Here is a 16,265-nt window from a genome sequence, read left to right on the forward strand (position 1 = left end):
CTACCTTGCACCCGTGTTTGCGCGGCGCGTAGATTGCCCCGCGCTCTCATGGCCCGGGAAAAGGACAACATCGCGCTCTCCGACGAGCACAACACTCGCGGAATCGAGCTGGCGGACCGGGGTTGGCTGGACGAGGCCATCAAGGAGTTCAAGAAGGCCATCGAGCTGGACCCCAGCTCCGCCCATGCCCACGACAACCTGGCCACCGTCTACGCGGAGAAGAAGCTCTTCCGCGAGGCGCTCACCGAGTACCTCACCGCCCTGAAGCTGGAGCCGGAGAGCGCCACGGCGCACTACAACCTGGCCTGCTTCCTCTCCACGCACGCGGGGGAGATGGCGGTGGAGGAGTACAAGGAGGCCATCGAGCTGGACCCCGAGTACCCGGACGCGCACCTCAACCTGGGCCTCACGTACGCGGACCAGGGCCGGGTCGAGGAGGCGATGCGCGAGCTGCAGGCGGCCATCGAGCTGGACCCCCAGGACGCGTTCCCCCGGCACGAGCTGGCGGCGCTGATGATGGACGAGGGCGACTACCGCTCGGCGATTACCTTGCTCAAGGACGTGGTGCGGCTGGAGCCGGACAACTTCGAGGCCCAGTTGGATCTGGGCATCTGCTACGCGCAGAAGGGCTTCTACGCGGAGGCCGAGCGCGCGTACGAGCGGGCCCGGGCGCTCAACGCCGAGGACCTGCTGCTCAACTACAACCTGTCCGCGCTGTACGCCCTGTGGGGGCGACCGAAGGACGCGGTGACGTACCTGAAGTCGGCGCTCACGGCGGACCGGCAGAAGGTGATGGGGTGGTTGTCGACGGACCCCATGTTCGACGCCCTCAAGGGCGACACCGACTTCGAAGCCTTGTTCTGAGCCATGGGCATGGAATGGGTGTTCCTGGGGCTGGCGATCCTCCTGGTCTTCGCCAACGGCTTCTTCGTGGCGACCGAGTTCGCCATCGTGAAGATTCGCGCCACGCGGCTGCAGGCGCTGGTGGACGAGGGCCAGCCGGGCTCCACGCAGGCGCTGAAGATGGTGGAGCAGTTGGACGCGTACCTGTCCGCCACCCAGTTCGGAATCACGCTGGCGTCGCTGGGGCTGGGCTGGCTGGGTGAGCCCGCCTTCGCGAAGCTGTTGGAGCCGGTGCTGACGCGGGTGGTGCCCGAGGGCGCGAGCCCCACGGTGGCGCACACCGCGTCGGTGGTCATCGCCTTCAGCATCATCACGTTCCTGCACATCGTGCTGGGGGAGCTGGCGCCCAAGAGCCTGGCCATCCAGCGCGCGGAGGCGACGACGCTCGCGGTGGCGCTGCCGATGCGGGCCTTCTACCTGCTGTTCTACCCGGCCATCGTGCTGCTCAACGGGCTGGCGGCGTGGGTGCTGCGGGTGGTGGGGCTGCAGACGGTGGGCGAGGCGCACGAGGCGCACAGCGAGGACGAGCTGCTCGTCATCCTCCACAGCTCCGCGCAGGCGGGGGCGATCACGACGGCGCGCGCGGAGCTGCTCGAGCGCGCGCTGGAGATGGCGCAGAAGACGGCGCGGCAGGTGATGGTGCCGCGCAACCAGGTGAAGTTCCTGGACGTGGAGGAGCCGCTGGAGAAGTGCATCGCGGACGCGCGCGCCGCGGGGCACACGTGGCTGCCGGTGTGTCGGGGCAACCTGGACGAGGTCGAGGGCGTGGTGAACGCCAAGGACCTCTTCTTCCTGTTGTCGCGCGGCGAGCTGCGCAGCCTGGCGCAGGTGCAGCGGCCGGTGCTGTTCATCCCGGAGAACGCGACGCTGGAGCAGCTGCTCGCGGAGTTCCGGCGCCGGCGTCGTCAGACGGCGCTGGTGGTGGACGAGCACGGCGGTACGTCGGGCCTGGTCACCATCGCGGACGTGGTGGCGGAGGTGGTGGGCGACGTGGCGGAGCTGGGCCGGCGGGTGGAGGAGGTGCGTTCGCTGCCCGGTGGACGCTTCGAGCTGCCCGGCACCGCGCAGTTGGACGACCTGGAGGAGCGGCTGGACGTCAGCTTCGACCTGGACGAGGACGAAGAGGGCGAGGTGACGACGATTGCCGGCTTCCTGATGTCGAAGCTGGGGCGGGTGCCGGAGAAGGGCGACTCGCTGCGGCTCGACATGTGGCGCATCCTCGTGGAGGAGGTGGACGGGCCCCGCGTGGTGCGCGTGGTGGTGGAGCCCCAGTCCCGCGCCGCGCCCAGGACGCCCGCGGATGGCTCCGCGCCGGCGACGTCGACGGACGGCTCCCCGGGTGAGCCTCCCCCGACGGCTTCCTCGGGCTCGGGCGGCGAGTCCGCCTGACAACGTGAGACGTGCTTGTATGGACGTTCTGGGTGAGGGAGCAGCAAGCGTCAGAAACGCCAGGGATGATTCGCTAGGTCAGACCGAGTCCCGCCCGTTCAAGAGGAATGTGATGACGCCTGTGTCCCCACCGACGAGGGTCGAACTGCCTGATCCGGCGCCGCTATTGCGTTGGTTGGCGCACGATCCCGTAGGGCTCCCGCTCGGCTCTGTCGACCCCATCGAGATGTGGGGTCTGGTGGCGCTCGCGGCGCTTGCGAGGATGGACGGGGCGACTCCGCTGCGTGTGACGCTCGACTCCAACTCGCGCTCATGTCAGTTCGCGCGCGCGGTGGGGTTCGAGGATGTCCTTTCCACGACGGGGCAACTCGCCACCGCGCCTGCGGAGCAGGGCCGTACCGTCAAGCTCACTCGCATCCGCAGGCAGGACTCGACGGAGCCTCCCTCCGACAAAGTCTCTCGACTGCTGGTTCCCGACAGCCGCTTCGAGGACACCCGCCGCACGCTGTACTACGTACTGAACGAGCTGCTGAGGAACATCGTCCAGCACAGCCATGACCCCCTAGGAGGTGTCGTCGGGGCGCAGCTCAACCGGGGCGGACGCAATGCTGCGCAGCCCATGGTCCAGGTTGCGGTCGCCGATGCGGGAATCGGGATTCCCCAGAGCCTCGTGGGCCGACACCCGAGCCTCGTGGATGCCGGAGCCGCGCTGGAGAAGTCGCTGTGGCCTCATATCTCCAGCGCGTTCGACGAGGGAGAGACTGGCAGCGCCCAGAACGCTGGCATGGGCCTGTTCTTCATCTCGGAGATGACCAAGCTGGTCGGTGGTCGCCTGCTCATCGCGACGCGGGGGGTCACACTGACGCTGCAGGGGGATGAGAACTTCGAAGACCCCCACGGCATCCAGCACGTCCTGAGAGACGTGGGGTTCCCTGGGACGTTGGTTGCGTTCGAAATGCCAGCGGAGGCGGAGCAGGACTACGACGGCATGATCGAGACGATTCGTCAGCGCGCCAAGGACCGTACGCCAAGGCGGGCGGTCCACAAGTGGCTCACGTTCGATGCGCCTCCACCCCAGAGCTTGCGGGTCATTGTCCGCTCTACGGGTGTGGAGGACGCGAGGGCGGCTCAGCGCTACTCGGAGGATGTCCTCCTCCCCAGGCTCATCAAGCGGCAGCCCGTCGCGCTGGACTTTGTTGGCATCCCGACGTGCACGCAGAGCTACGTGCACGCCTTGCTCTACGAGGCCCTCCGCCTTGCTTGGGCGCGCAAGACGCCCATTTACGTCCTCAACGCTCAGCCCGCGGTGCGCAGTACGTTGGAGCTCCTGGAGAACTACGCCCTGGGCGGGTAGCTCCAGCGCGCTCAGGGCGCGGACGTGCCCTTCTTGTCGGCCGCGGCCTTCTTCACGGGCCGCTTCTCCTTGCCGGAGGACTTGGCCTGTGCGGGCTGGGGCCTTTCAACCTTGAGCAGCTCCAGATCCGTGCTCTCCGGCGTGGCGAACTTGATGATGCCCACGCCCGGCGCGAACCAGATGTAGCTCTCCATGGAGCGGCCCTCGGAGCCGGGGCGGCTGGCGCGCGCGGTGACGATGTTCTTCACCTTCAGGGCCTTGAACGTCCCGGCCGCGACGGTGACCTCCTCCTCGCCCACCACCGTGGACTCCTTGTCGAACGTCGTCGCGATGATGGGGCGGATGCCGCCCGTCTTGCCCACGGGAGGCTGGAGCTTCACCGACAGGCTGTTCTTCCAGGTGCCACCCAGCACCATGCTCGACGGCGCGGGCACGGCCACGCCCTCGGAGCTCACCACCTGGACATCCATGCCGGACGCCGACAGCAGCGTACCCTCCAGGCCACCCAGGCCCGTGCTCATGCCCAGGCTGCTACAGGTTGCATCCGTCTCGCCCTGTCGGCCCTTGAGCTTCACGGCGACCTTGCCGGTGAGGCCCTCGGGCGTGGGCGTCACGCCGTGCGTGCTCAGCACCATCTGCGAGGACCTGCCCGCCCGGTAGGTGAGCGTCAGCCCCTCCTCGAGGGGGAAATACGGGTTGGGGCAGGCAGAGACCGCCTCCGCCGCTTGAGTGTCAGACCGGGGTGCTACCTCCGGCGTAGGAGACGCTCCCATGAGGAGCGTCACGGCGAGAAAGGGCTGGAACGTATGCAACCTCCGGAAAAGTCAATGGGAAGGTAGGGTGGGGCGCCCAGGGTGCAAGTCCGAGAGAGGACCCTGCTGGCCGACTCCCGTCCGACCGAAGGGCAAGCAGCCGAACGTATGGCCACGCGTGGCATGGTCACGCTTGATCGCCTGGGAGGCGGCTGGTAGTCCTCGGAGAAATCGTTCCGAGGCCGATTTCTAGGCCTCGCGCTCACTTTTCACTCAGTACCTCGCGCGTCTCCCGGGAGCCCGCTGGCATGCGTATCAAGCGGTTGGACATCACTGGCTTCAAGTCCTTCATGGAGCGCAGCGTCTTCACGTTCGACGAAGGCGTCACCGGCATCGTCGGCCCCAACGGCTGCGGCAAGTCGAACGTCGTGGACGCCATCCGCTGGGTGATGGGTGAGCAGAGCGCGAAGAACCTCCGTGGCCGTGGCATGGAGGACGTCATCTTCAACGGCTCGGAGAACAAGCCGCCCCTGTCCATGGCGGAGGTGTCGCTGACCTTCCTGGTGGACGACACGGACCAGCTCGCGCCCCAGTACCAGGGCTTCTCGGAGATCACCGTCACGCGGCGCCTGTTCCGCAACGGGGACTCGGAGTACCTCATCAACAAGACGCTGTGCCGCCTGCTCGACATCACCGAGCTGTTCCTGGGCACGGGCGTGGGCACCAAGGCCTACTCCATCATCGAGCAGGGCCGCGTGGGCCTCATCGTCTCCAGCAAGCCGGAGGACCGCCGGCACCTGCTGGAGGAGGCCGCGGGCGTCACCAAGTACAAGGCGCGCCGCAAGGCCGCCGAGCGGAAGATGGAGGCCACCGAGGCCAACCTCCTGCGCGTCACCGACATCACCAGCGAGCTGGAGAAGCGGCTGGACGCGCTGTCGCGTCAGGCGAAGAAGGCGGAGAAGTACAAGAAGCTCAAGGCGCGCATGCGGGACATCGACCTGCACGCGGCAAGCCACCGTCACCTGGAGCTGCTCGCGGAGAAGCAGGTCCTCCAGTCGCGCCTGTCCAACCTGGGCACCGAGGAGCGCGACAGCCTGGACCGCGTGAAGGAGCTGGAGGAGACCATCGCCCGGCGCCGCGCGGAGCTGGACGCGGAGGCCGCGGCGCTCCAGGCCCTGGCCGCCGAGGTGCACGCGCTGGAGAGCTCGCTGCAGCGCGACACGCAGGACTTGTCCTACGGCAAGCGCGACCTGGAGGAGACGCAGGCCCGCGTGGCCCAGGCCCGCACGGAGCTGGACGGGCTGCTCGCGCGCCAGGCGGAGATGTCCGAGGCCATGGCCGCGCGCGAGGCCGAGCTGTCCGGCATCGCCGGCTCGTGGAAGGAGGACGAGGTGGCGATGCAGGTGGCGCAGGAGGAGCTGCGCCGCGTCACCCAGCTGCAGACGGAAGTGGCCCTGCGGCTCGAGCAGGAGCGCGCGGGCCTGGTCGCCGTGGCCACGCGGCTGGCCAACCACGAGAGCAACCTGGTGGGCCTGGCCCGTCAGCGCACCGATTTGGAGGGCCGCCGCGCCAAGCTGCAGGCGGAGCTGGCGGCGCTGCGCGAGCAGGAGGCGCAGCTGGAGACGGCGCGCGGTGAGGTGGCGAGGCGGGTGGAGGACACCCGGCACCTGGCCGCGGAGCTGGCCGAGCACAAGGCGCAGGAGGAGGACGCCCTGTCGCGCACGCGCGCGGCCTTCACTGAGAACGAAATCCAGGTCATCGCCCTGCGCGAGGAGCTGAGCGACAAGCGGAGCCGCCTGTCGTCGCTGGAGGACATCCAGAAGAACTACGACGGGTTCGACCGCGGCGTGCGCGCCGTCATGGTGCGCGCGGGCACGGTGGCCCGGGAGCAGGGCATCTTCGGCCTCGTCGCCGACGTGCTCACGGTGACGCCGCGCTACGAGCGCGCGGTGGAGGCCGCCCTGGGTGAGCGGCTCCAGCACGTCATCGTCGAGAGCCGCGACAAGGGCGTGGAGCTGGTGGAGTACCTCAAGGGCCACGCGGAGGGCCGGGGCAGCTTCCTGCCCGTGCCCGCGCTGGACGCCCTGCCGCCCGTGGAGGCGCCGGACTTCGAGCGCCCGGGCGTGCTGGCGCACGCGCTGGGCGAGGTGACGTGCGAGGAGGCGCTGCAGCCCGTGGTGCGGCTGCTCCTCGGAGACGTCGTCATCGTCCAGGACCTGGCGGCGGCGCGCGCGTACTCGGAGGCCGGCGGCCCGGCGCGCACGCTCGTCACGCAGGACGGCGAGGTGTTCCGGCAGGACGGCACCATCGTCGGCGGTGAGCGCGAGGGCGCGGCGGTGGGCGCGCTCCAGAAGAAGCGCGAGATCGCGGAGCTGGCCACCGAGGTGGCCCGGGTGGAGGAGCGCTACAACGAAATCCTGACCCGGCACTACACGCTCCAGAAGCAGATGGGGCACACCGAGGGCGTCCTCAAGGGGCTGGCAAAGAACCAGCACGCCGAGGAGGTGAACCTCGCCAGCCAGGAGAAGGACCTGCACAAGGCGGGTGAGGACCTGGCGCGCGTGCGCGAGCGGGTGCGCTCCCTGGAGCAGGAGGACGGGCAGCTGGGGCAGAGCCACATGGCGCTGGCCCACGAGGAGGAGGCCAGCCGCGGCGAGGTGGCCCACGGCCAGACGGACCGCGAGGCCCGCGAGGAGCGCGTCAAGCAGCTCGCCGGCGAGCAGGAGTCCCTGCGCCAGCGCGCGGAGGCCGCCAACGCGGACCTGACGGGCCTGCGCATCAAGGTGGCCGCCGGCAGCGAGCGCGGCGAGTCCGCGCGCAAGGAGCTGGACAGCCTGGTCACCCAGCGCCGGGAGATGGAGACGCGCGTGGCGCGCCTGCAGGCGACCCTGGCCGAGGGCGGCGCGCGCACGGAGGAGCTGGGCAAGCGCACCACGGAGACCGAGGCGGGCCTGTCCCAGCGCGTGGAGGAGCACCGCGTCGCCGCGGAGGGCCTGGAGTCCCGGCGCGCCGCGCACCTGCTCGCCTCCAGCGAGGTGCGTGAGCAGGACTCCCAGTTCCGCGAGCTGCGCGGCCGGGTGGAGGAGCTGATGCAGGGGCTGTCGCAGATTTCGCTGCGCGAGCGCGAGATTGCCCTGGAGCTCGAGCACCTGTCGGCCGGCATCCGCGAGCGCCACCAGGTGGACCTGGCGCTGGAGCTGCACCGCTACCACCTGCTGCCGTCGCTGACGCCGGAGACGGAGGCGGAGCTGAAGGATCTGCGCGCCCAGGTGGAGAAGATGGGGGAGATCAACCTCACCGCCATCGACGAGCACGCGGAGCTCTCCAAGCGCTTCGACTTCCTCACCGCGCAGAAGACGGACCTGCAGGCCTCCATGGGGCAGCTCAAGGAGGCCATCCAGCGCATCGACGCGACCAGCCGCGAGCGCTTCAAGCAGACCTTCGACGTGGTGAACGAGAAGTTCCAGGCCATCTTCCCCCGCCTGTTCGGCGGTGGCCGCGCCAGCCTGGTGCTCACCAATGACGGGCCCAACGGCGAGCCGGGCGTGGAAATCGTCGCGCAGCCGCCGGGCAAGAAGCTCCAGAGCGTCAACCTGCTCTCCGGTGGCGAGAAGGCCCTCACCGCCGTGGGCCTCATCTTCGGCATCTTCCTCATCAAGCCCACGCCCTTCTGCCTCCTGGACGAGGTCGACGCGCCGCTGGATGAGGGCAACGTGGGCCGCTACAACGACATGGTGAAGGAGATGAGCCGCCAGTCGCAGTTCATCCTCATTACGCACAACAAGCGCACCATGGAGGTCTCCAACACCCTCTACGGCGTCACCATGGAGGAGCCGGGCATCTCCAAGCTGGTCAGCGTGAAGATTCGCGAGGCCAACGCGGCCAACGACGACAAGATCAGCGCGTAGTCGCGCGGGTCTGGGGCCGGGGAGTCCTCCCGGCCTCCCTGCTGGCGGCGGCACACAGGCCAGGAACACGGAAGGCGCGGGCCCCGACTTTCGGGAACCCGCGCCTTCGTGCGTTTCAGGCGGTGCCTGGGGCTACTTCTTGTAGCTCTTCTTCGGGCAGGCCTTCTGGTCCGCCTCGACGCGGGCCTGGGCGGTGCTCAGGTCCTTCTGGGTGTTGGTGAGGGCCGTCTGGCTGGCCGTCTCCACCGGCGTCCAACCCTCGGCGTCGGTCGTCTTCAGCTCCTGCACCAGCGCCACGGAGGCCTGGTCCACGACCTGCTGGGCCTCCAGCGCCTTCACCCAGCCCTGCGCGGCCTCGACCAGGCTGTTGCACTTGCCGGACAGCTCGTCGAAGAGCTTGTAGTCCTTGGTCTTCTGGTACTTGGCCACCACGGCCTCGAAGGCCTCGGCCGCCGCGGCGCGGGCGCCGAACGCGATGGCCGCGTCCGCCGCGCGCTGGTTGCGCACGACCTCCAGCTGGAAGAAGCGCAGCTGCGGGGGCAGCGAGGACGTCGCCTCGGTGGCGTTGGAGTTGAAGTGCACGAAGCGGTGCGGGTAGGTGAGCTTGTCGGTGGACACCTTCGCGGGCACCGCGAGCACCTTCGTCTTGAGGCACGCGGCCAGCTGGTCACCCTCGGTGCTGCCGGAGGCGTCGAACGTCACCTCGGCCGTGGGCTGCCCCTTGACGAGCGTCACGTGCGACGTCAGCACGGGCGGCGTCGCGCCCTTGTAGCCGGCGTAGCAGTCACACCACTCCTGCTGGGCCAGGCGCACCGCGCCGGAGAAGTCCGAGCCGTCGTTCACCCCGAACTTCACCGAGGCGCTGCTGCCGGTGTCGTGCTCGAAGGTCGCGGTGGACTCGACGGCCGCGGCGCCCTTGGCGAGCAGCTTCGGCTTGACGAGCTTGTCCACCACGCCCTGGATGCACTGCTGGCCGGTGGGGGTGAGGTTGTCACCGCTGATGGCGTGCGTGGCGCTGGTGTCCGTCACGGTGGTCTTCACCGTCACGACGGTCTTCTCGGCGGGGCCCCGGTTGCTGGGGCTGACCAGACACTCGAGCACCTCCGGACGGGTGGTGAGCATGGCGCCCACGAGCACGCCCTGGTTGGACGGGGGCAGGTCCAGCTCACGCGGGAAGCAGCTGGCCACGTCGAAGGCGGGCTGGTTGCCGATGCGCACGCGCTCCTCGGTGCTCACGGGCTTGCCGCCATTGCCATTGGCCGCCGCATCCTCTGCGGGCTTCTGCTGACCGGCGCAAGCGGCGGTGAAGACGACGGAGGCTACGACGAGACGACGCAACATGCGGTTGTTCTCCCTGGGGTAGGACTGCGAGGGGGCACTCACTTCTCCAGGCCCTCGGCGTTCTTGAGGTCCTTGAGGCGAAGCCCGTTCTTCTTGAGCAGGCGGTAGAGGCTCTGCATGGACAGCCCGGTGCGCTGCTCGGCGGCCTTCATGTCGAAGCCCACCGTGCGCATCACCTCGGCGAAATACAAACGCTCGAAGTCGGCCAGCACCCGGTCCTTGGCCTCGTGGTACGGCATGCCGGTGACGAGCGTGGCCACGTGCGTGCCGGGCGGCTGCCCGTCCGGGCGGCGCGAGGGCTGGGCCAGGAAGTCCAGCCAGCTGGTGTTGCCCGTCTCCTCCATCAGCGCGCCGCGCTCGAGCACGTTGCGCAGCTCGCGCACGTTGCCCGGCCAGTCGTAGCCCTCGAAGAGCGCCAGCGTCTGGGGCGTGAGCGACACGCTGGCCCGCAGCGTCTGGGACAGGGCCTGCGCGAGCGACGGCAGGTCCTCCCGGCGCGTGCGCAGAGGCGGCAGCCGCACGCGCGCCACGGCCAGGCGGAAGTAGAGGTCCGCGCGGAAGCGGCCCTGGCGCACGTCCTCCTCCAGGTTGCGGTGCGTGGAGGCGATGACGCGCACGTCCACCGGCACCGGCTGCCCGTCCAGCGACGGCACCTCGCGCGCGTCCAGCACGCGCAAGAGCTTGCCCTGCACGAGCAGCGGCAGTTCGCCCACCTCGTCCAGGAAGAGCGTGCCTCCGCGGGCGGCCTCGAAGACGCCCCGGGCCTCCTTGTCCTCCGGGTCGCTGGCGCGCAGGCCGCCGAACAGCTCGCGCTCCGCCTTCTCCTCGGAGATGAGGTTGCAGTCGACGACCTTGAAGGGGCCGTGACGCCGCGACGAGTGCTGGTGCACCGCCCGGGCCGCCAGCTCCTTGCCCGTGCCCGTCTCACCCTCGATGAGCAGGCTCATGTCCTCGCGGGCCACGCGGCGCAGCTCCGTGAAGACCCAGCGCATCTTCTCCGACGTGCCCACCAGCGCGCCGAAGGACTCCGCCCCGGCCAGCTCCACCTCCGTGGGCTTGGCGGCCACCTTCACCGCGAGCTTCGTCTTGCCCAGCTCCACCTTGTCGCCGCGCCCCAGGTACGCCTGGAGCACCTGCCGGCCGTCGAGGAAGGTGCCGTTGCGGCTGCCCGTGTCGCGCAGGAGCAGGCCCCTGGGGGTGCGCTCCACCTCCAGGTGCCGACGGCTCACCGTGGTGTCGGTCAGCACCAGGTCGCTCGCGGGGTCCGAGCCCACGCGCACCAGGCCATCCTGGGTGGTCACCTTCTTTCCCTTGTCGGGGCCCGACACCACCTCCACCGTCCACTCGTGAATGGGGATGCGCGTCGTGCGGCCTTCGTCCTTGTCCGTCTGGGTGGTCTGGGTGACCTCGGGCCTGGGTTCCATCATGGGTCCTCTTTAGGTGCGAGGGGACCGGGCGGGCAAGCCCGACGCACCAGCTGCGCGCCCCCACTTCGTGGGGGCAACACGAGTGAAAGATTCTTCCCGGAAGGCAGCTGTAAGCGCGCCTCCAGCGAGAAGGAAAACCCGGGCATCGCGGCCCGGGACCTGGGAAACGTCGAGGGGGGACGCTTCATGGCGAGGGAGGGTTCCGCGCGCGTGTGCAGCGCGAGCGCGGCCTCGCGGGTGGGCTTCGGGAGGACGCGTCGAGGGGCGGCGCCTGGAGCCACAGACGCTCCAGTCAGGGGTCGGCGGCGAGTGTCCACCAGGACACGTTCACCACCGGTCGCGCGCCAGGACGCGTCGGGCTCATGGCGCGCGGCCTCGTCCAGCGCGCGCCGGGGAAGGCGCGCGGGAGGAGAGGCCACGACGTCGTGGGTCCGAGGGCCCCCTCCGGAAGACACGGCACAGCCGACACGCCGCCACGGGGGCATGCGCGCCGGCTCGTGTCGTCCGGGGAGAGAAGGGCCGTTCCTGAAACTCACGGCCGGCATCCAAGACGAACGCCTCGCGCGAATCCAGTGCTCACGCGAGGGCGTGCCTCACTTCAGTACGTCGCCGGCGCGTCGCTGGCCGGGAAGGACTCCTTCGACAGCTCGTCGACGAGGTCGTCGGACGCGTTGCCGCCGGACTTCACGCCCGCATTCACGGGAGCGCCGGCTCGCGGCGTCTTGCTGGAAGCGCTGGACTTGCTGGAGCCCGAAGCGCGCTTCCTGCCGGGCTCCGCGGCGGGCTTCTCCACGGAGGCGAGGCGCGAACCCAGGAGGTTCTTCGCCCGCTCGGCGAGGTGGCGCTGCTCGTCCTGCCAGTCGCGGAAGAACTGCGCCAGCTCCGGGTCGCCCGCCTGCTCGGCGTCGCGGATGAACTGCTCGGCCGTCGAGGCGCCCTTGAGCAGGTGGTACAGCGTGCTGATGACGTTGTAGTGCGCGTCCCGGGTCCCCGTCTGCCGCTCTTCACCTGCCATGTCCGCCTCCCGAGAAAGGGTGGTGTGCCATGGGGGGAAGCTAGCCACGGTGGCGGTGGGCGGCCCCGGGTGGGGCGCCCGCCCGCCTGCCTGCACGTGCTCAGGCTTGCAGCATGGGGTCCAGCTTGCCTTCCTTGTCGAGCTGGGCCAGGTCCGAGTAGCCGCCGACGTGCGTGTCGCCGATGAAGATTTGCGGCACGGTGCGCTGGCCGCCGCTCATCTCCACGAGCTTGGCTCGCGTGTCGTCGTCTCCGGTGACGTCCAGCTCCTGGAAGTCAACGCCCTTGCGCTTGAGCAGGTCCTTCGCGCGGACGCAAAAGCCACAGTAGTTCGTGGTGTAGATCTTCACGGGCTTCACGGTGTCTCCTCCTTCATTCCCAAACGTAAGGGCGTGGCCTGCCCCGCGCCACCCGGGCATGAAAGCACGACGGCCCCCGGCTCCCTGAAGAGGAACCGGAGGCCGTCTGGCGCAGCACTCACCCCGGCCGAGGCCCGGGTGGGAAAATCACATCCCCATGCCGCCCATGCCGCCCATGCCGCCCATGCCACCGGCGCCAGCGGGAGCGTCCTTCTCCTCCTTCGGACGCTCGGCCACCATCGCCTCGGTGGTGAGCATCAGGGAGGCCACGGACGCGGAGTTCTGCAGCGCCGTGCGGCTCACCTTGGCCGGGTCGATGACGCCCGCGGCCAGCAGGTCCTCGTACGCGCCCGTCGCGGCGTTGAAGCCGAACGCGCCCGTGCCTTCCTTGACCTTGTTGACGATGACGCTGCCCTCGAGGCCGCCGTTGCCGACGATCTGGCGCAGGGGCTCCTCGACGGCGCGGCGGATGATGTCCACGCCGAACTTCTCACCCTCGGCGAACGTCTGACCCTCCAGCGCCTTGAGGCACCGGATGTAGGCCACGCCGCCGCCGGGGACCACGCCCTCCTCGACGGCCGCGCGGGTCGCGTTGAGCGCGTCCTCCACGCGGGCCTTCTTCTCCTTCATCTCCGTCTCGGTGGCCGCGCCGACGTTGATGACGGCCACGCCGCCCACGAGCTTCGCCAGGCGCTCCTGGAGCTTCTCGCGGTCGTAGTCGCTGGTGGTCTCCTCGATCTGCGCGCGGATCTGCTTCACGCGCGCGTTGATCTCCTGCTCGCTGCCCGCGCCGTCGACGACGGTGGTGTTGTCCTTGTCGACGGTGATGCGCTTGGCGCGGCCCAGGTCCTTGAGCTCCAGGGTGTCCAGCTTGATGCCCAGGTCCTCGGCGATCATCCGGCCGCCCGTCAGGGTGGCGATGTCCTCGAGGATGGCCTTGCGGCGGTCGCCGAAGCCCGGCGCCTTCACCGCGCACACGTTCAGCACGCCGCGGATCTTGTTGACCACCAGCGTGGCCAGCGCCTCACCCTCGACCTCCTCGGCGATGATGAGCAGCGGCTTACCCGCGCGCGCCACCTGCTCCAGGATGGGGAGCAGGTCCTTCATGGAGGAGATCTTCTTCTCGTGGATGAGGATGAGCGCGTCGTTCAGCACCGCCTCCATCCGCTCCGGGTCCGTCACGAAGTACGGGGAGAGGTAGCCGCGGTCGAACTGCATGCCCTCGACCACGTCCAGCGTGGTCTCCAGGCCCTTGGCCTCCTCCACCGTGATGACGCCCTCCTTGCCGACCTTCTCCATCGCGTCCGCGATGATCTGGCCGATGGTGGCATCGCCGTTGGCGGAGATGGTGCCGACCTGGGCGATCTCCTTCTTGTCCTTCGTCGGCTTGGCCAGCTTCTTCAGCTCGCCCACGATGACCGACACGGCCTTGTCGATGCCGCGCTTGATGTCCATCGGGTTGTGGCCCGCGGCCACCAGCTTCGCGCCCTCGCGGAAGATGGCCTGCGCCAGCACGGTGGCCGTCGTGGTGCCGTCACCGGCCACGTCGGAGGTCTTGGACGCGACCTCCTTGACCATCTGCGCGCCCATGTTCTCGAACTTGTTCTCCAGTTCGATTTCCTTCGCCACCGTCACACCGTCCTTGGTGATGGTGGGCGAGCCGAAGCTCTTCTCGATGACGACGTTGCGGCCCTTGGGGCCCAGGGTCACCTTGACCGCGTCGGCCAGGATGTTGACGCCACGGAGGATGGCCTCGCGGGCGCGCACGTCGAAAAGCAGGTCCTTCGCCATGATGGGGATTCCTTGAGTGAAGGGGTGGGGGCGGGATTACTTCTCGATGACGCCGAGCACATCCTCCTCACGGAGGATGAGGTGCTCCTCGCCGTCGAGCTTGATCTCGGTCCCGGCGTACTTGCTGAAGAGGATGGTGTCGCCGGCCTTGATGTCCAGGGGACGCACCTTGCCGTCCTCCTGCACCTTGCCGTTGCCGACCGCGACGACCTTGCCCTCGAGGGGCTTCTCCTTCGCCGTGTCCGGGATGAAGAGGCCGCCCTTGGTCTTGTTCTCCTCGGCGACCCGCTTGACGATGAGCCGATCCTGCAGGGGACGAATCTTCATGGTCTGCTCCTTGATGGGGCGCCCTCCGTCCGGGGACTCCGGGCGGCTTGGGGCGCCGCTGGGGGTTGAAAAAGGGCCGTGACGACCCGCGGCATTAGCACTCCGACCTCGCGAGTGCTAACGCCTAGGCGCGGCGGATAATAACCAGGGACGATGACCCGTCAAGCGACGCGGGACGCTCGGGCCGTGAGCTGCCAACTGCCCGGCATTGCTGTCTTTTTCTCCTCCCGTTGCGTCCGTGACAGGTAGAGCCCGTCCCCATGCCCGCACGGCTCGGATTGGCACTCGGACGTCACGAGTGCTAGCGCAAGTGCCTGGAATCATTGACGGGCGCTTTTGCGACGCGGAGGGTCGATTGCTACCGTTCCCGTATTCCCGCAGGCCACGCGGGCCGGGCGGGGGGAAGGGAGTGTCGATGAGTCAACTGGTGGCGTCCCTGTCGTTGAAGGAGTTCTTCAAATCGCTCCTGGACGAGGTCACCTCGCGGCAGCGGGTGATGCTGGAAGAGGTGACGGAGTTCTACCTGGTGAACCTGCTGGCGGAGTTCGCCAGCACCGACAACCTGTTCGACCGCCAGGAGGACGGCCGCCGCGCGCGGGAGCCCCTGGCGGTGCTCTACCACCAGGCCCTTCAGCAGGAGCGTGAGGCGCGCATCAAGACGCTGCGGCGGCTGGGCGACGTCTCGCTCTACACCGTGGGGTTCTTCTCCGGCGCGCTGCAGGGCGGGGTGGTGGGGCCCGACTACTACATCCAGATGGGCGGCACCGCGTACGGTCAGGTGGCGGACCTGTCGCCCCGTGCGGGCTTCGCGGGGGTGTACCGGGAGCTGCGCGACAAGTTCCGCGCGGTGGCGGAGGTCCTGGAGGAGATCGCCGCGCGGGGCATGGTGCAGGCGGGGCCCAGCGGGGCGCTCAAGGTCTACGAGACGTGGGCGCGCACGGGCAGCGACCGGCTGGAGCGGGTCCTGGTGGATGCGGGGATGATGCCGGCGCCCAAGGGCCAGCTCCCCAACTGACGCGAGGGAGGTCGCCACATGATTGGCCGCGTTCAGGACCACCTGGAGGCCATCTACGGCTTCACGTGCGAGGCACGGGCGGAGACCTTCGTGGTGGACACGGAGGCCGCCGCCCGGCTGGGCGCCACCGGGCGCAGCGACGAGGAGCTGCTGGTCCACGAAGCCGACGACGCGCTGGAGCTGGCGCTGTACCTGTCCCCGGCGCTCCTGGACCGGCTCAAGCCCTACGAGGCCGGGCCCCTGGGGTACGTGCTGGACGGGGACCTGGCCGGCTACTGCCAGGTGGCCGAGGGCGTCAGCCACTTCCTCTACATGGCCCACACCGCGGCGCACGGGCGCACGGTGTCGCTGCTGGAGCTGGAGGCCCAGGCGGAGGTGGACAAGTTCGCCGTGTGCCTCCTGCACCGCTGGGGCGAGGGCGTGGGGGCCTGGGCGCAGGAGCTGCTCACCCGGCTGTTCGACCGGGTGTCCTACCGCGACAGGCTGTCCTCCCAGGAGCGCTGGCGCTACGAGGAGGCCAACCGGCTGTCCCGGCGGTTCTGCTCGCGGATGATGACGCACGTGGCCGGACGGCGGCTGGAGCGGCTCCTGTCGGACCTGCGGTACGCCTACCGGCTGGGGGCGGAGGCGAAGCTGAGCCACTTCGCCCACGGAGGCTGAGTCCGGGCCCCCACGTCCCGCCGCC

At 69.3% G+C, this 16,265-nt stretch carries 13 protein-coding genes; 6 read left to right on the forward strand and 7 right to left on the reverse strand.

Annotation, left to right across the window (positions count from 1 at the left end):
• Window positions 1-48: 48 nt before the first annotated feature.
• The 3 genes from K8625_RS24865 to K8625_RS24875 are packed head-to-tail and all read left to right on the forward strand — an operon-like array spanning window position 49 to window position 3,646.
• Window positions 49-864 carry a lipopolysaccharide assembly protein LapB gene (locus K8625_RS24865; protein WP_223745702.1) on the forward strand — a complete coding sequence of 272 codons (816 nt, stop codon included), beginning with the start codon at window positions 49-51 and terminating at the stop codon, window positions 862-864.
• Between the two features lie 3 nt (window positions 865-867).
• Window positions 868-2,292, forward strand: a complete 1,425-nt coding sequence (locus tag K8625_RS24870; protein WP_223745703.1) for a hemolysin family protein — start codon at window positions 868-870, stop codon at window positions 2,290-2,292.
• Between the two features lie 19 nt (window positions 2,293-2,311).
• The gene (locus tag K8625_RS24875) at window positions 2,312-3,646 is read left to right on the forward strand and encodes an ATP-binding protein (RefSeq protein ID WP_223784096.1); all 1,335 of its coding nucleotides are present in this window, start codon (window positions 2,312-2,314) and stop codon (window positions 3,644-3,646) included.
• An 11-nt stretch (window positions 3,647-3,657) separates the two neighbouring features.
• Here K8625_RS24875 and K8625_RS24880 read toward each other — a convergent pair whose 3' ends face one another.
• Window positions 3,658-4,281, reverse strand: a complete 624-nt coding sequence (locus K8625_RS24880; RefSeq protein ID WP_223784097.1) for a hypothetical protein — start codon at window positions 4,279-4,281, stop codon at window positions 3,658-3,660.
• 425 nt (window positions 4,282-4,706) lie between these two features.
• Between K8625_RS24880 and smc the strand changes: the two genes are divergently transcribed.
• Complete coding sequence (smc, locus tag K8625_RS24885) at window positions 4,707-8,306, forward strand: chromosome segregation protein SMC (RefSeq protein ID WP_223745705.1); 3,600 nt, start codon at window positions 4,707-4,709, stop codon at window positions 8,304-8,306.
• Between the two features lie 132 nt (window positions 8,307-8,438).
• Here smc and K8625_RS24890 read toward each other — a convergent pair whose 3' ends face one another.
• The 6 genes from K8625_RS24890 to groES form a co-directional block, all read right to left on the reverse strand.
• Window positions 8,439-9,647, reverse strand: a complete 1,209-nt coding sequence (locus K8625_RS24890) for a hypothetical protein (protein ID WP_223745706.1) — start codon at window positions 9,645-9,647, stop codon at window positions 8,439-8,441.
• 38 nt (window positions 9,648-9,685) lie between these two features.
• Window positions 9,686-11,071: a sigma 54-dependent Fis family transcriptional regulator gene (locus K8625_RS24895; protein ID WP_323394078.1), complete on the reverse strand. Its 1,386-nt coding sequence runs from the start codon at window positions 11,069-11,071 to the stop codon at window positions 9,686-9,688.
• A 601-nt stretch (window positions 11,072-11,672) separates the two neighbouring features.
• Window positions 11,673-12,089, reverse strand: coding sequence for a hypothetical protein (locus K8625_RS24900; protein WP_223784099.1), 417 nt, complete (start codon window positions 12,087-12,089; stop codon window positions 11,673-11,675).
• A 100-nt stretch (window positions 12,090-12,189) separates the two neighbouring features.
• Window positions 12,190-12,447, reverse strand: coding sequence for a glutaredoxin 3 (gene grxC, locus K8625_RS24905; protein ID WP_046714964.1), 258 nt, complete (start codon window positions 12,445-12,447; stop codon window positions 12,190-12,192).
• 147 nt (window positions 12,448-12,594) lie between these two features.
• Window positions 12,595-14,238, reverse strand: a complete 1,644-nt coding sequence (groL, locus tag K8625_RS24910) for a chaperonin GroEL (protein ID WP_223745709.1) — start codon at window positions 14,236-14,238, stop codon at window positions 12,595-12,597.
• A gap of 36 nt (window positions 14,239-14,274) precedes the next feature.
• On the reverse strand, window positions 14,275-14,565 hold the full coding sequence (gene groES / locus K8625_RS24915; RefSeq protein WP_013941457.1) for a co-chaperone GroES: 291 nt from the start codon (window positions 14,563-14,565) through the stop codon (window positions 14,275-14,277).
• A 415-nt stretch (window positions 14,566-14,980) separates the two neighbouring features.
• Here groES and K8625_RS24920 point away from each other — a divergent pair, with 415 nt between their 5' ends.
• Window positions 14,981-15,580, forward strand: coding sequence for a hypothetical protein (locus tag K8625_RS24920; RefSeq protein WP_223745710.1), 600 nt, complete (start codon window positions 14,981-14,983; stop codon window positions 15,578-15,580).
• Window positions 15,581-15,598: 18 nt separating this feature from the next.
• Complete coding sequence (locus K8625_RS24925) at window positions 15,599-16,240, forward strand: hypothetical protein (RefSeq protein WP_046714961.1); 642 nt, start codon at window positions 15,599-15,601, stop codon at window positions 16,238-16,240.
• Window positions 16,241-16,265: the final 25 nt, after the last annotated feature.

The organism is Myxococcus sp. AS-1-15 (genome assembly GCF_020037055.1).
Lineage (GTDB): Bacteria > Myxococcota > Myxococcia > Myxococcales > Myxococcaceae > Myxococcus > Myxococcus fulvus.

What these genes read in the sequence shown, in the direction of transcription:
- K8625_RS24865 (WP_223745702.1), top strand. Translation starts at nt 49, where the DNA reads ATGGCCCGGGAAAAGGACAACATCGCGCTCTCCGACGAGCACAACACT.
- K8625_RS24870 (WP_223745703.1), top strand. Translation starts at nt 868, where the DNA reads ATGGGCATGGAATGGGTGTTCCTGGGGCTGGCGATCCTCCTGGTCTTC.
- K8625_RS24875 (WP_223784096.1), top strand. Translation starts at nt 2,312, where the DNA reads ATGGACGTTCTGGGTGAGGGAGCAGCAAGCGTCAGAAACGCCAGGGAT.
- K8625_RS24880 (WP_223784097.1), bottom strand. Translation starts at nt 4,281, where the DNA reads ATGGTGCTGAGCACGCACGGCGTGACGCCCACGCCCGAGGGCCTCACC.
- smc (WP_223745705.1), top strand. Translation starts at nt 4,707, where the DNA reads ATGCGTATCAAGCGGTTGGACATCACTGGCTTCAAGTCCTTCATGGAG.
- K8625_RS24890 (WP_223745706.1), bottom strand. Translation starts at nt 9,647, where the DNA reads ATGTTGCGTCGTCTCGTCGTAGCCTCCGTCGTCTTCACCGCCGCTTGC.
- K8625_RS24895 (WP_323394078.1), bottom strand. Translation starts at nt 11,071, where the DNA reads ATGGAACCCAGGCCCGAGGTCACCCAGACCACCCAGACGGACAAGGAC.
- K8625_RS24900 (WP_223784099.1), bottom strand. Translation starts at nt 12,089, where the DNA reads ATGGCAGGTGAAGAGCGGCAGACGGGGACCCGGGACGCGCACTACAAC.
- groL (WP_223745709.1), bottom strand. Translation starts at nt 14,238, where the DNA reads ATGGCGAAGGACCTGCTTTTCGACGTGCGCGCCCGCGAGGCCATCCTC.
- groES (WP_013941457.1), bottom strand. Translation starts at nt 14,565, where the DNA reads ATGAAGATTCGTCCCCTGCAGGATCGGCTCATCGTCAAGCGGGTCGCC.
- K8625_RS24920 (WP_223745710.1), top strand. Translation starts at nt 14,981, where the DNA reads ATGAGTCAACTGGTGGCGTCCCTGTCGTTGAAGGAGTTCTTCAAATCG.
- K8625_RS24925 (WP_046714961.1), top strand. Translation starts at nt 15,599, where the DNA reads ATGATTGGCCGCGTTCAGGACCACCTGGAGGCCATCTACGGCTTCACG.